The organism is Photobacterium sp. TY1-4, assembly GCF_025398175.1.
Lineage (GTDB): Bacteria > Pseudomonadota > Gammaproteobacteria > Enterobacterales > Vibrionaceae > Photobacterium.
This window is the reverse complement of the sequence record NZ_CP099735.1, coordinates 659,530-673,101: the sequence shown is the minus strand read 5'-3', so window position 1 is coordinate 673,101 and position 13,572 is coordinate 659,530. Positions and strand designations below refer to the sequence as shown.

The window sequence follows — 13,572 nt, the reverse complement described above, 5'->3', positions numbered from 1 at the left end:
ATTGTTCAGGAAAGGTAGAGAGCATGATTTCAAAGTGGGCTGCGCGCTTTTTTCAAATGGCAGAGCTGGTAGGTTCCTGGAGTAAAGATCCGTCTACTCAGGTCGGCGCTGTGATCACACAGGGAAACCGCATTGTGTCTGTCGGCTTTAATGGTTATCCGCATGGTATTTCCGATAGCGCTTATGTGGATGATCGTGAAATGAAGTTGCTGAAAACCTTGCACGCAGAAGAGAATGCCATTCTGTTTGCCAAGCGTGATCTTGCCGGTTGTGATATTTGGGTGACGCATTTTCCGTGCCCGAACTGTGCAGCCAAGATTATCCAGACCGGGATCTCAACGGTGCATTGCCCGGAGCAGACCGAGGACTTTTTGTCTCGCTGGGGCGATAAGATTAAAGTGAGTGAAGAAATGTTCGCTCAGGCGGGTGTTGCCGTGGACTGGTTGCCTCTGGACGATCTCGCCCGTCGGGATGCTGCTTCAGAGAGTGTATAAATAAAAAATCCGGCAAACGCCGGATTTTTTTTCAGGTATTCCGTTTACTGGCGAACGCCTTCAACGTGCAGTTCAAGGTCAGCATAGCTGGAGTCGCCCATGACCTGAATGCCGAAGTCTTTCAGCTCAATTCGGGTGGTGCCCGTAAAACCGGCGCGGTAGCCGCCCCATGGATCATCCCCGGCGCCGACCAGTTGTGCATCAATCGAGATCGGTTTGGTCTGACCGTGCAGCGTCAGGTTGCCGTCGATGGTCATTGCATTGTCCCCTTTCGGCGTCACTTTGGTACTGGTGAAGGTGGCCGTGGCGTATTTCTTCACGTCGAGGAAATCATCGCTACGGACGTGCTTGTCGCGCTCGGCGTGATTGGTATCGAAGCTGGCAGTATCCACGTTCACTTTTACTTGGGATGCCGCCAGATTTTGCGGGTCATAGCTGAAGGTACCGTCGAAATCGTTGAAGCGGCCTTTAATCCAGCTGTAGCCCAGGTGTTTGATTTTCAGGTTGATTGAGGCATGTGCCCCTTTGGTATCAATCACATAGTCTGCTGCTGAAGCAACTGAAGGTACAGAGACTGCTGCTAATAATCCCAAAGCTAGCATGTGTTTTTTCATTTTTCCTTTACTCCCAACATTTTCTTCAAGGTATTGTCTTTATTCATAAAGTGATGCTTTAAAGCAGCAGCTGCATGAAGCGCAGCCAGTCCAATCAGGCTATAGGCTATGTATTCATGAATTTCACCGGCAATATCAGCCTGGTTTGGAAACAACTCACCCAACCCCGGCACCGAGAACCAGTCAAACACATCAATCGCCCGGCCGTCGGCGGTCGAAATCAGGTAACCGGAAATAAACAGACCGAACATGAGAAGATAGATCAGCCCATGGGCTACTTTCGCACTGATGATTTCCCATCGTGCCCCTTCAATTGCCGGATGGCCTTTCATTTGCTTCCAGACCAGGCGAAGCACGGTGGCGAACGCCAGACACAAGCCGACAGATTTATGCCAGTGAGGGGCGGGTTTATACCAGGCGGAATAATAGTTCAGGTCCACCATCCATAAGCCGACGGCAAAAAGGCCAATGACTACGACGGCGGAGAGCCAGTGCAGTGTGATGGAGAGCCAGTCGTAGGCTTTGGGTGTATTTCTCATGATAAAAGTCTATCTAATCCAGGGTATTAATACCGAATGGTTATAGTCTAGTTTGAAATTCCGGAAAGATAAGGTGTATGAGTTGAACAACTACTTCGAATTATTTGAATGAACTATTTGGATTTTTGGCGAACTGATGAAAAAGTATGCGGGACAAAATGTAAGGCAAGAAAAAGGCAAGCGCTGTGGCTTGCCTTTGAAAGTCGTGAGTGGCGCAATGTGCGCAGAAAATAGTTTTTTAGCGCAGAATATTATTTTCGTGGCGCCAGTCCATAATGGTCCAGTCTTTCATCTGGGCGTGTAGCGCCAGTGCCGGATCCGGGTTGACGGCAAACGGGCGGTCCACGGCATCCAGCATTGGTAAATCGTTGATGGAATCACTGTAGCCGTAACTGCCTTTGAATTCGATATCCTGCTCTGCCAGCCATGCTTTCATTCTCACCACCTTTCCTTGTTGATAGCTGAGGGTGCCGGTTGTCTTGCCGGTGAAGATGCCGTTGATCTGTTCCAGGTTGATCGCAATGGCGTCATCGGCACCTAAACGTGCTGCAATGGGCTTGACCAGGTGCTCTCCGGTGGCTGAAATGATCAGCACAAAATCACCCCGTTTTTTATGCCATTCAATGCGAGAGAGGGCATCGTCGTACAGGGCCGGCTCAATTTTCCGGGTCAGAAACTCGGTCATCAGCTGGTTCAGCGTTTGGGTATCCATGCCCACGATTGGTTTCAGGGTCGTGCGCAGGTAAGTGTGCATGTCGAGGTCGCCCTTGGCGTAAGCGGCCATCAGCTCTTTTTCTTCAGCCAGAATCGATTCAGGGGCGAGGCCTTTTTCAACGACAAATTCGTTCCAGAGGCTGGCAGAGTCTGCGGCAATCAGCGTTTCGTCCAGGTCAAATACAGCCAGGTAAGGCTTTTTTTCCATAGCCTGATGTGTGTAATTCAAACTATTTATCCTTTCGTCTTTTTTTCAGTTCTTCGTCTATGGAGGGTGAGCATAGATAAGAAATATGACAGTTCTCTTTCAGAATTATGTAGATTTCAAGGCAAAACACCCCCTGTCTTTGTCTGAATTATCAGTCATGGTTGGCGATATCCGGGACAATGTCTCATTAGTGATACAGATGGACCGGATGAACCGCTGTATAGTGCGGGCATATTTTATCGGCTCAATGGAAGAGAGGTGGGCATTGATGACAACAGCACAAAGGAAGACCCTGTGAGCCATGCGCTGACATTCGGCGGACCGCTTGCACGCTGCCTGGTGACATCAGCTGATGGCAGTGTTCATGCTGTGTATCAAGACTATACGCTCAAAAGCGCTTTTCAACCCATTGTTGCGGCTGACGGAACACTGTTCGGCTATGAGGCGTTACTGCGCATTTACGATCGAAACGGTATACAGTTGAAAACAGAACCATTTTTCAGTACTGGTCTGTTGGCGCTGCGTGATCGACTGAACCTTGAGCGCTTGGCCAGAACGATCCATTTGCGTAATTACGCGCATTTTCTCAGCCAGGGCGCTTTATTTCTGAATATGACCCCTATCGCGGCGCTGGACCGTACCAGTCAGCAATGTCTACAACGCACATTTATGACCGAGGCCGAAGCCTTGGGGGTGGCATCCAAACACATTTACTTCGAGTTGCTGGAGCACTATACCGCCAATGATCAACTGTTGCTGCATTCGCTGAAATCAATGCAACAACATGGCTTACGGATCGCGATTGACGATTACGGCGTAGATGGGTCGTGTGAAACCCGGGCCCGTTGCGTGAATCCGGATATTATTAAAGTCGACCGAAGCCTGCTCGCGGCGTATCGGGCCGGGCAGCCCCAGGCGTTGCAGGATGTCCTGACGCTGGCCCATGAGTTGAATGCCAGGGTGCTGGTGGAAGGCGTGGAGAGTGAGTGCGATTTTGACGCGGTCCGGCGTCTGGGCGTCGATTATATGCAGGGGTTTTATATCGGCCACCCGGAACTGGCCAGTTATCTGCCCCGACACTTTACGCCGGTGTGCGGTTGATCGGGGCAAATGAGGGTCGGAGTGATTACCCGTGGGCAACCCCGCCTTGGGTTAGTTTTTCCGGATTCAGCAACTGCTCGAGCTCGCTGCGGCTCAGATCGGTTTCTTCGACCGCGACTTCAAGAATCGGACGCTGTTCTTTGTACGCTTTCTTGGCAATTTCCGCCGCCTTGAGATAGCCAATGACCGGGTTGAGGGCAGTAACCAAAATCGGGTTCTTCGCTAGCGCCTGTTGCAGGTTATCTTCCCGGACCGAGAAGCTGCTGATGGCTTTGTCGGCCAGCAGGGTGGCAGCATTCGACAGCAACTCGACGCTTTGGATCAGGTTATACGCGATCACCGGCAGCATCACATTGAGCTGGAAGTTCCCCGATTGACCGGCAATGGTGATAGTGGTGTCGTTGCCGATCACTTGAGCGGCAACCATGGCAGCGGCTTCCGGCACCACCGGATTCACTTTACCCGGCATAATCGAAGAGCCCGGTTGTAACGCTTCCAGTTCAATTTCCCCGAGCCCGGCCAGCGGACCGGAATTCATCCAGCGCAAATCATTTGAAATCTTCATCATGGCCACGGCAGCCGTTTTTAGTTGGCCGGACAATGCCACAATCGCGTCCTGGCTGCTGAGGTTATAGAAGAAGTTATCGCTGGAGGTAAAGCTGATCTCGGTCGATACCGAGATATTATTGGCAAAAATGGCGGCAAACTCAGGCTCGGCGTTAATGCCGGTGCCGACGGCGGTGCCACCTTGCGCGAGTGCCGTAACATTCTCCAGCGCCTGGCTGATCCCGTGACGGGCTTTTTCCAGTTGGGATTTCCAGCCTTGCAGCTCTTGTCCCAGCGTGACCGGCATGGCGTCCATCAGGTGTGTCCGTCCGGTTTTGACCACCTGGCCGACCGCCAGCGTTTTGTCGTCGAGCGCGGCGATCAGGTGATCGATGGCCGGAAACAATTGCGTATGGCAGGCGAGTGCGCCGCTGACCTGGATCGTCGTCGGGATCACATCGTTACTGCTTTGCCCCATATTGACGTGATCGTTCGGGCTCACCGGCTGGCCGCATTTTTGGGAAGCCAGGGTCGCGATCACTTCATTGGCATTCATGTTGGAGCTGGTGCCGGAGCCGGTCTGGAAAATGTCGATCGGGAAATGCGCCAGATGTTGGCCGTCGATCAGTTCCTGGCAACTGTCAATAATTGCATGGGCGATGTCGTGATCGAGTAATTTGAGCTCCAGATTGCTGCGCGCGGCAGCCTGCTTCACGTAGGCCAGCGCCTGAATGAATTGTTTGGGCATTGGAATGCCGCTGATCGGAAAGTTATTCACCGCACGCTGTGTCTGAGCTTGATACAGTGCATCCAGAGGGACCTGCACTTCGCCCATACTGTCTTTTTCGATGCGATATTGGGAAGTCATATTGATTATCCTTAGCGTCCAGAGTGGTAGTGGATTTGTAAAAGGCCGCGTTGCAACGACTGCAGCTGCTTCTGTCCGTGGGCTGAGTTGCCGTAGCATTTTTTGAGAGCCAGTAGCGGGCAATACAGATGATCAACACAGATCCGACGGAAAATTCTGGAATGTCCGGTATGTCGAATGGTCTCGACTAACTGGAAGAAGACCCGACGCAGAAAGAGCTCTTGCAACAGTGGGTTCCAGTTCGGGCTCCGGCGGCTGTAATATGATGCCAGATTGAGACCGGACTGGACGAAGTCAATCACAATGTCCGGTTCAAAACCGGGAATGATTGGCGGCGAGATGAAGCGCTCTTCTGCCTTGAAGAACTGGGCGTAAAGCTGGGCTTGTTTATCCATAGAGCGCTCCGAGACTTAAAGTACGATTATTGTATTGATAATTATTATCATTTAAGTGTGGGCTGTGCAAGTGTACTGAGCTTACTGTTGAGTGTATACGATCCTCCCCCTGAGCTCGTCAGACACAATACGTGATCTGATTCACAGTCACCGCAGTAAAACGCTGCATATCCGACAAAGAGCTTTGGTATGATGACTGAAGTTCAGGTTGTTTGGTGGGACGTATCATGAAGAAGACGAGGGCGCTTAAGGTCGGTTTATGGCTGGCTACCGGAATGGTGGTGTTGCCGGTTTCGGCTCTGGCATCAGGAAGCACGGATGTGACGGCGCTGAGTGTTCCGAAAGCGATGAAAATTTTGCAGGGGCAGGGCTATCACGATTTCAGAAAAATCAAAGTGGAACGTGATGATCATGAAATTGAAGTTGAGGCCCGAAATTCAGACGGACAACGGGTAGAGATCGAAATGGACCTCTACACCGGAAAAGTCATTCACATCGAAGCCGACTAGGGATGTGGCAACGGGCGGCTGATTAGCACCGTCTCAATTTAAGCTGTCGGTGTTTGCGCGCGGATGAGCATGGCGCTGGTGCGTGCCGGTAACCGAAGCTGCGGCTGGTGCCCATGCGTCAGCGTGACGCCGTCCATGGTCAGCCAGTCCTCGTACTCACCTGCAGGTAAATTGACGCACCGTTCGTCTTGACCATTGTTGATTGCGACGACCCCTGTTTCTCCCCGGCTGAAGACCAGATGAGTGTTGCTGTGTTCAAGGCATCGCATCGGCAGCGCATGGCAACGGTTATGGAAGCGGATCATGCGCAGGAGCATTGGATCCTGCCAGCTGTCGAACCACCTTGGCTGACCGGCCTGGTTACAGATCCCGCTGGTGTCCAAATCGGCATAAATCAACGGCACACCGCCGTCACGACCGAGCAGGTAGCAATAGGCCAGACGTTCACTTTGCTCGCTCATTACCTGATCAAGAAAGACATCATTGTTCGGAATGTCGTGGGTCACAGCAAAGGTGATCGCCCGATCAAAGGCCAGCGCCTGCCCGACGGAGTAAGGGTTGACCAGTTCCGACATCGGGCCGTTCTCTTCAAAGACCTTGAACAAGGCATGAAATAGCGGAAAGTCGTATGCCCCGAGCTCGGTTTGTTCGAGATAGGGCTGCAGAAATAATTCGTACTCCTCCCGCGACGCACCGCCGTCGGTAATGATCTCCCCGAAAATATGAACACCCGCAGCAATGTCTGGTTCCCAAACCTGCTTGAGATGCTCAAGCGTCATATGTTTTGCAGCATCAATCCGAAACCCACTCACGCCGATGGCTTTGAGCGCCCGCAAATATTGCTGTTGTGCTTTGACGACATGCTGATTGCACCGCAGGGTCGGTAACCCGGGATCTTCGTGCCCGCCACTGATCCGGCCATGCTGAACCTGCCATGGGTTCGTCCAGTCACGGATCGGAAACGCGGAGACAAAGTCCTGTTCCGTGAATAGTGGTTCGGACAAATCACCAAACAGTTTCAGGGATTCAGAGTGAGCTGGTTGTGCCTGGTATGCCGCGAGGAGCGCTGCGCTCGGATATTGCAGATCACTGCGAACTTTGGACTCATTGGCCATATGGTTGAAGACCACATCGGCATAAATTTTAAGATTCAGCGACCGAAGTTTGGCGGTCATCCGGCGAAAGTCTTCGGTGTTACCCAGCTGATTATCGATTACCCGGTAGTCCTGCGGTTGATAGCGCTGCCACCACGATGTGGCGGGTTCAGCCCGGAGCGATTTCATCGGCGGGGAAACTAACACGGCCTTGAAACCCGCAGCTGCAATCGCCTCGGCGTGCGCAGCAACACGATGATAGGGCCAATCGAAGGCATGGAGAATGACGTTGGTTGCTTGCATTGGGCAAGCGGACACATCTTGCATCGTCATGTTCGTATATCCATCTGAAAAACTGCGGCCAGTCTACTGACAGGGATTGCCGTTGTATTCACCTCAGGGCAGCGCAATCTGGGATGAGGTGAGGGGAGTAGGGAAAGTTAGCCCGAAATTACAGACAGTTGAGTCAAAAAATGCTGAGATTAAATTTGTATTGCATAGGTTTGTTTTCTATCAATAAGGGGTGGGCGGATAAACTTTAACCATTAACTATAGTCCTCCGACCTGAATCTGTGAACGCTGTAATAAATTTCTAACCCTGTAATTTATGCGTCATGTTTCAGTGTAAAAACATTCTCATAAAGAATTTAACTATGGTATATATGAGCGCAATTGCTTATAACAAGGAGGTACATCATGGCAGGTGTTTTGGGAATGATTTTGGCTGGGGGAGAAGGTTCTCGCTTACGGCCGCTTACTGCAACCCGTTCGAAACCCGCTGTGCCCTTTGGTGGTAGTTACCGCCTGATTGATTTTGCGCTGAATAACTTCCTCAATGCGGATCTGATGAAGATCTATGTGCTGACGCAGTTCAAGTCGCAGTCACTTTATGTTCATCTGAAGAAAGGTTGGAATGTGTCCGGGATCACCGGTCGCTTTATTGACCCGATCCCTGCTCAGATGCGGATGGGCAAACGCTGGTACGACGGGACCGCTGATGCTATTTATCAGAACCTGAGATTTGTCGAGCTGGAAGAGCCGGATCAGGTGTGTATTTTCGGCAGCGACCACATCTATAAGATGGATGTAAAGCAGATGCTGGACTTTCACCTGGAAAATCAGGCAGAGCTGACCGTCTCCGCACTGAGAATGCCATTGGATCAAGCCAGCGCTTTCGGCGTGATCGAAGTCGACGAGCACGGGTGCATGATTGGGTTCGAAGAAAAACCGGCCAATCCGAAGCCGATCCCCGGCGATCCCGGGCATGCCTTGGTGTCAATGGGCAATTATATCTTCGAAACGGATGTGTTGTGCCAGGAATTGGAAGCCGATGCAAGTAACGAACATTCGAGCCATGATTTCGGCAAAGACATCATTCCGAAACTGTTCCCGCAAGGCAAGGTGTATGTCTACGACTTCACGACCAACAGTATCCCGGGTGAAAAGAGCTCTGGTTACTGGCGCGATGTCGGGACGATAGACGCTTACTGGCAGGCACATATGGACTTGCTGTCTGAAGATGCGCCTTTCTCCCTCTACAACCGCCAATGGCAGTTGCACACCTACTATCCGCCGTTACCCCCCGCTACCGTACTGGACAGCGATGAGCATAAAGTTGATATTAACAACTGTATGATTTCAGCCGGCAGCTACATTCGCGGCGCCAAGGTTTATAAGTCTGTACTTGGATTTCGAACCAACGTCGATCATGGCTCTATGATCAGCGAATCCGTGATCCTCGGAGATGTGAAAATTGGCGCTGGATGCTCGATACGCCGTGCTATTATCGACAAAGATGTGCAAATCGCGCCGGGCACCATGATAGGGGAAGATCTGGAAGAAGATCGCAAGAAATATCATGTGTCTGATGACGGCGTCGTCGTGATACCAAAAGGAGCAAAAATTGGTTACTAGGAACAAATCGAAGCAAACGCCGTTGAAGGTCTTATTTGTTGCCTCCGAAGTCGAAGGATTGGTCAAAACCGGTGGTCTGGCGGATGTTGCCAAGGCTTTGCCTGCCACGCTACAGGCCATGGGTCACGATGTTCGGGTGGTGATGCCGCTGTATCAGAAAGTGGCTGGTCGTGAGCAGGCAGAAACGGTGCTGGCGACGGAGCTGTGTGTCACTTCTCAGCCGCAGCCAGTGGGTTACCAGGTCAAAACGTTGCACCTTGAAACTGATGGTGACCCTGTCACTGTGTTGGGGGTCGATGCGCCTTATTTTGATCGTCCCGAATTGTATGCGGAAAATAACCAGGCTTACGCCGATAACGGTGAGCGGTTTACTTTTTTCAGTGCTGCGGCGTTGGATCTATGTGAAAAACTCGATTTCCAACCGGATGTCATTCACTGTAACGACTGGCATACCGGGTTGGTGCCGTTTTTGCTGCGTACCCGATACGCACAGTCTTCCTTCTTTGCTCAGACGAAAAGCGTCATGACGATCCACAACGCCGTCTTTAAAGGTATCTTTAATTACGAGCAGTACAGCTTGATCCCGGAGCTGATCCAGCAGCGTTATGTTCAGTTGGAAATGGATCCGGCGCATGTCAGCATGCTCAAAGCCGGGGTCGCGTATGCCGATAAAGTGAATGCGGTGAGCCCGAATTATGCCCAGGAACTGCTGACGGAGCTCGGATCCCACGGCATGGCCGCCGACTTTACCGCGCGTGCGGGTGATCTGTATGGCATCATCAATGGTTGCGATTACAGTGACTGGAATCCGGAAACGGATCCTTATATCAAGCAAAGTTTCAAGGCCAATAAGGTGAGCCTGAGCCGCGGCAAGAAAGCCTGTAAACGGGATTTGCAGCAGCAGGTCAATTTGCCGGAGGCGGATGTCCCTATTTATGGCATGGTCTGCCGTTTGACAGAGCAAAAAGGGATCCACTACCTGCTGCCGATCCTCGAAGATTTTCTGGTCAATGACGTGCAGGTGGTGATTGTTGGTACAGGTGACCCGACACTGGCGGCTGCGCTGCGGGCGATCGCCGATCAGTATCCGGCGCAGTTTGCCTTTATTGAAGCCTACAATAATGCCTTGGCCCATTGTGTTGAAGCCGGTGCGGATTTCTTTATGATGCCGTCGGAGTTTGAACCCTGTGGTTTGAACCAGATGTACAGCCTGGCGTATGGCACCTTACCGATTGTGCGTGGGGTTGGCGGGCTGAAAGATACCGTCATTGATTATGACCAGACCCCGCAGGTGGCAACCGGGTTTATCTTTGAAGCGCCGACGCCGGAAGCCTTGCTGATCAAGCTCCAGCGGAGTTTGCTGCTGTATTGCCAGCGCCCTCAGGAGTTTAAACGCCTGCAACAAAATGCGATGGCGTGTAAATTCGAGTGGCGCGAATCGGCTGAACAGTACGTCAGAATGTATCTGGGGGAGGAGCAGGGCGTCAGCGCAGCCATCGCTAGCCAAGCATCATCGCTGCACGCCTGACGATATCTACCCGGCTGACTGGAATCAGCTATCTTACATTCCGGCTGAAGCACCTTTCATCATGAAGCCTCCGAAACGGAGGCTTTTTTATGGTCATTGCTGAGTTTTTTGTGGGCTTTCATGCCAGCGCGATTTTCTGGGTGTTCTATGGTGTCGGCACCTGCTGCTGAATGTGCTGTTTGAACTCTTCGACATGGTCGGCCTGGATCTGGTTGAGCTGGTAGAGGCCGACGGTACTGGTTTGCCCCGCAACATGCTGCGGGAGGGGAACGATGTCGGATTGAGCGAAATACGCCACCATGCACTTAGGATAGGGCATGATGGCCCGCGTGTGGCGCAACAGGTCGAGACTGGCGGAGAGATTATTAATTGCGTAAACAATTCGATCAGCGGCTTTTTGACGTTCTAAATCCAGTTGCTTGGGTTGCGGGTTTTCCAGTAGCTGGCGGTAGTAGTCCGAATCCGGGGTTACCTGGAGCAGCGGATACAGCCCCGTATCGCTGCGTTGATTCACCAGCAGCGGATGAGACTGGTGGACGAATAGCGCCTCTTCATCTTGCAGCAGGGGGATGAAACTGACCGGGCACTTGCGGGACAAACCGACGATCTCATGGCCAACAAACAGATCAATATGGCCGTGTACCAACAGGTCCATGAGTTTCAGGTGGTTGCCGAACTCCAATTGCACGGAAATGGACGGGTGAGCCGCGCTGTATTGTTGCAGAGCCCGTTTGACGAACAGCTCCCACCAGGCATCTCCGGTGCCGATTTTCAGTTTGCGGGTTTTACGCGCCTTGAGATCAGCCATGGCATGAAGCAGGGCATGATGACGACGCTGCAGATCCAGCGCTTGCTCCTGTAACTTCAAACCATATTCGGTCAGCTCAACGCCCTTGGATTTTCGGATAAACAGGGGGACATCAAATGAAGCCTCCAGTTTTTTCAGGGTATTGGTCAGGGTCGGCTGGCTAAGGCCCAGGTGCTCGGCCGCCTGGCTGATATTGCCGAATTCGGCAACAACGAGAAACTGTTGATAATGCTTGTCCATCACAAGGGTCATCACATGGATAAGAGAGAAAAAGGGATTAGCGATAAGTCTCACATTTCTCGAATTGGAATAAAATCCGTGTGTCGGCAATCTTGTGATCTGGATCGGTAAATCGCGCCATGATATTGGTTTTTTCTATATCACAGGCAGGGAATGGTATTTTTCACCGGCGTTGAAACATCCTATGATATTGATATTCAAGATATCTGCTTTTCCTTTTCTTTCACGGAGTCTTTCGCGATGAATACAATGCCGAAATGGTGGCATGATGCCGTTGTTTATCAAATCTATCCCCGTAGTTTCTGTGACTCAAACCAGGATGGTATGGGTGACTTGCCCGGGATCATCAGCAAACTGGACTACCTGAAAACCCTGGGGGTGAATGTCCTGTGGCTCTCGCCGGTATACCGCTCACCGATGGACGACAATGGTTACGATATTTCAGATTATCAGGATATTGCACCTGAGTTTGGCACCATGGCAGACATGCAGCGACTGCTGGCCGAAGCCAAGCAACGGGACATCCGGATTATCATGGATTTGGTGGTGAACCATACGTCGGATGAACACCCGTGGTTTGTTGAAGCGCGCAAATCGAAAGATAACCCGTACCGTGATTACTATATCTGGCGTCAGCCGCAGGAAGACGGTTCAGCGCCGGACGATCAAGGTTCGATTTTCGGGGGGAGTGCCTGGCAGTTTGATGAGCAGACCGGCGAATACTACTTCCATTTATTCTCCAAGCGCCAACCGGATCTGAATTGGGAAAACCCGAAGGTTCAGGAAGAAGTGCATCGCATGATGAACTGGTGGATCGACCAGGGGATCGGCGGTTTCCGTTTAGACGTGATTGATTTGATCGGGAAAGAAGTCGATAAAGGGATCACCGGCAACGGTCCGCGACTGCATCCGCTGATCCAGCAAATGAATCGCGCCACGTTTGGTGATAAAGACCTGCTGACCGTGGGTGAAACCTGGGGTGCCACGCCAGAGATTGCCAAGCTCTACAGTAACCCGGACCGCGAAGAGTTCTCCATGGTGTTCCAGTTCGAACACATTACCCTGACCTGGGAAAACGGTGATAAATGGCAACCGATCCCGCTGGATTTACCATCGCTCAAGCGGGTGCTGACCAAATGGCAGGTTGAGCTGGCCGATGGCGGCTGGAACTCATTGTTCTGGAATAACCATGATCTGCCACGGGTCGTGTCCAAGTATGGCGATGAGGGCCAATACCGGGTCGAGTCGGCCAAGATGCTGGCAACGACGTTGCACCTGATGAAAGGCACGCCGTATATCTATCAGGGCGAAGAGATCGGCATGACCAATGTCGCCTTCGACAGTATTGATGATTACCGGGATATTGAGACCCTGAACTTCTATCGGGAGCGGACGGAGAATGGCGTCGCGCCGGAAACCATGCTGGCAGCTGTGCATGAAAACAGCCGGGATAATGCCCGAACGCCGATGCAATGGGACCGCTCGGCAAATGCCGGATTCTCTTCTACTGCGCCTTGGCTGGCCGTCAACCCGAATTACCCGGACATTAATGTGGCGGATGCGCTGGTTGATCCGGACTCGATTTTCTTCCACTATCAGCAGCTGATTGCGCTGCGCAAGCAACTGCCGGTGATTGTACAGGGTTCGTTTGAGCCGGTCTTTGAAGATCACGCGCAGGTACTGGCTTATCTTCGTCAGGATGCACAACACCGCTTATTTGTGCTGAGTAATTTCAGTGGCGAAACCGTGACCCTGACCGTCCCGCAAGCGCTGCAAACCGCGCAGGCGGAGTGCGTGATCGCCAATTATGCGCCGCGCCAGCAGCTGGAAGCGACGGTTACGCTGCAATCGTATGAATCCTTTGCTTTACTCTTGTCTTAATTAATGGCGGGAGAGCCGAATTGGGCTTGGGCCTTGTCTTGCAAGGCTCCGGCTGTTTAATTCGGACTTGAGCACGTGATCAAGAGAAAGCGCCCGGCTTATCTAAGATAAGTCGGGCG

General features: G+C 51.9%; 13 protein-coding genes. 6 read left to right on the top strand and 7 right to left on the bottom strand.

Annotated features, from left to right (window positions below):
• Positions 1 to 23: 23 nt before the first annotated feature.
• Positions 24 to 494 carry a dCMP deaminase family protein gene (locus NH461_RS19745; protein WP_261604303.1) on the top strand — a complete coding sequence of 157 codons (471 nt, stop codon included), beginning with the start codon at positions 24 to 26 and terminating at the stop codon, positions 492 to 494.
• Positions 495 to 538: 44 nt separating this feature from the next.
• On the opposite strand, the gene NH461_RS19740 is transcribed toward NH461_RS19745, so the two are convergent.
• The 3 genes from NH461_RS19740 to NH461_RS19730 form a co-directional block, all read right to left on the bottom strand.
• Positions 539 to 1,108: a YceI family protein gene (locus NH461_RS19740; RefSeq protein WP_261604302.1), complete on the bottom strand. Its 570-nt coding sequence runs from the start codon at positions 1,106 to 1,108 to the stop codon at positions 539 to 541.
• Positions 1,105 to 1,647, bottom strand: coding sequence for a cytochrome b (locus NH461_RS19735; protein WP_261604301.1), 543 nt, complete (start codon positions 1,645 to 1,647; stop codon positions 1,105 to 1,107). The genes NH461_RS19740 and NH461_RS19735 overlap by 4 nt, the downstream gene beginning before the upstream one ends.
• Before the next feature lie 238 nt (positions 1,648 to 1,885).
• Positions 1,886 to 2,590 (bottom strand): HAD family hydrolase, encoded by a 705-nt coding sequence (locus NH461_RS19730; RefSeq protein WP_261604300.1) that lies wholly within the window; start codon positions 2,588 to 2,590, stop codon positions 1,886 to 1,888.
• Positions 2,591 to 2,863: 273 nt separating this feature from the next.
• Between NH461_RS19730 and NH461_RS19725 the strand changes: the two genes are divergently transcribed.
• Positions 2,864 to 3,670 (top strand): EAL domain-containing protein, encoded by an 807-nt coding sequence (locus NH461_RS19725; RefSeq protein ID WP_261604299.1) that lies wholly within the window; start codon positions 2,864 to 2,866, stop codon positions 3,668 to 3,670.
• A 25-nt stretch (positions 3,671 to 3,695) separates the two neighbouring features.
• Here NH461_RS19725 and NH461_RS19720 read toward each other — a convergent pair whose 3' ends face one another.
• Both NH461_RS19720 and NH461_RS19715 read right to left on the bottom strand, forming a co-directional pair.
• Positions 3,696 to 5,084 (bottom strand): class II fumarate hydratase, encoded by a 1,389-nt coding sequence (locus NH461_RS19720; RefSeq protein WP_261604298.1) that lies wholly within the window; start codon positions 5,082 to 5,084, stop codon positions 3,696 to 3,698.
• A gap of 11 nt (positions 5,085 to 5,095) precedes the next feature.
• The gene (locus tag NH461_RS19715) at positions 5,096 to 5,479 is read right to left on the bottom strand and encodes a hypothetical protein (RefSeq protein WP_261604297.1); all 384 of its coding nucleotides are present in this window, start codon (positions 5,477 to 5,479) and stop codon (positions 5,096 to 5,098) included.
• Positions 5,480 to 5,706: 227 nt separating this feature from the next.
• Here NH461_RS19715 and NH461_RS19710 point away from each other — a divergent pair, with 227 nt between their 5' ends.
• Positions 5,707 to 5,988, top strand: a complete 282-nt coding sequence (locus NH461_RS19710) for a PepSY domain-containing protein (protein ID WP_261604296.1) — start codon at positions 5,707 to 5,709, stop codon at positions 5,986 to 5,988.
• Positions 5,989 to 6,026: 38 nt separating this feature from the next.
• Here the strand turns inward: NH461_RS19710 and NH461_RS19705 are convergent, their stop codons facing one another.
• On the bottom strand, positions 6,027 to 7,409 hold the full coding sequence (locus tag NH461_RS19705; RefSeq protein WP_410000141.1) for an alpha-amylase family glycosyl hydrolase: 1,383 nt from the start codon (positions 7,407 to 7,409) through the stop codon (positions 6,027 to 6,029).
• A 369-nt stretch (positions 7,410 to 7,778) separates the two neighbouring features.
• Between NH461_RS19705 and glgC the strand changes: the two genes are divergently transcribed.
• Positions 7,779 to 8,996: a glucose-1-phosphate adenylyltransferase gene (glgC, locus tag NH461_RS19700; RefSeq protein WP_261604294.1), complete on the top strand. Its 1,218-nt coding sequence runs from the start codon at positions 7,779 to 7,781 to the stop codon at positions 8,994 to 8,996.
• The gene (gene glgA, locus NH461_RS19695) at positions 8,986 to 10,524 is read left to right on the top strand and encodes a glycogen synthase GlgA (protein WP_261604293.1); all 1,539 of its coding nucleotides are present in this window, start codon (positions 8,986 to 8,988) and stop codon (positions 10,522 to 10,524) included. The genes glgC and glgA overlap by 11 nt, the downstream gene beginning before the upstream one ends.
• 145 nt (positions 10,525 to 10,669) lie before the next feature.
• On the opposite strand, the gene NH461_RS19690 is transcribed toward glgA, so the two are convergent.
• Positions 10,670 to 11,572: a LysR family transcriptional regulator gene (locus NH461_RS19690; protein WP_261604292.1), complete on the bottom strand. Its 903-nt coding sequence runs from the start codon at positions 11,570 to 11,572 to the stop codon at positions 10,670 to 10,672.
• A gap of 240 nt (positions 11,573 to 11,812) precedes the next feature.
• On the opposite strand from NH461_RS19690, the gene NH461_RS19685 reads away from it, so the two are divergent.
• Positions 11,813 to 13,453, top strand: a complete 1,641-nt coding sequence (locus NH461_RS19685; protein WP_315903266.1) for an alpha-glucosidase — start codon at positions 11,813 to 11,815, stop codon at positions 13,451 to 13,453.
• Positions 13,454 to 13,572 lie beyond the last annotated feature (119 nt).

Excerpts from the sequence above, each read along its gene's own strand:
- NH461_RS19710 (WP_261604296.1), top strand. The coding sequence starts at position 5,707 with ATGAAGAAGACGAGGGCGCTTAAGGTCGGTTTATGGCTGGCTACCGGA.
- NH461_RS19685 (WP_315903266.1), top strand. The coding sequence starts at position 11,813 with ATGAATACAATGCCGAAATGGTGGCATGATGCCGTTGTTTATCAAATC.
- NH461_RS19715 (WP_261604297.1), bottom strand. The coding sequence starts at position 5,479 with ATGGATAAACAAGCCCAGCTTTACGCCCAGTTCTTCAAGGCAGAAGAG.
- glgC (WP_261604294.1), top strand. The coding sequence starts at position 7,779 with ATGGCAGGTGTTTTGGGAATGATTTTGGCTGGGGGAGAAGGTTCTCGC.
- NH461_RS19735 (WP_261604301.1), bottom strand. The coding sequence starts at position 1,647 with ATGAGAAATACACCCAAAGCCTACGACTGGCTCTCCATCACACTGCAC.
- NH461_RS19740 (WP_261604302.1), bottom strand. The coding sequence starts at position 1,108 with ATGAAAAAACACATGCTAGCTTTGGGATTATTAGCAGCAGTCTCTGTA.
- NH461_RS19720 (WP_261604298.1), bottom strand. The coding sequence starts at position 5,084 with ATGACTTCCCAATATCGCATCGAAAAAGACAGTATGGGCGAAGTGCAG.
- NH461_RS19745 (WP_261604303.1), top strand. The coding sequence starts at position 24 with ATGATTTCAAAGTGGGCTGCGCGCTTTTTTCAAATGGCAGAGCTGGTA.
- NH461_RS19690 (WP_261604292.1), bottom strand. The coding sequence starts at position 11,572 with ATGGACAAGCATTATCAACAGTTTCTCGTTGTTGCCGAATTCGGCAAT.
- NH461_RS19705 (WP_410000141.1), bottom strand. The coding sequence starts at position 7,409 with ATGCAAGATGTGTCCGCTTGCCCAATGCAAGCAACCAACGTCATTCTC.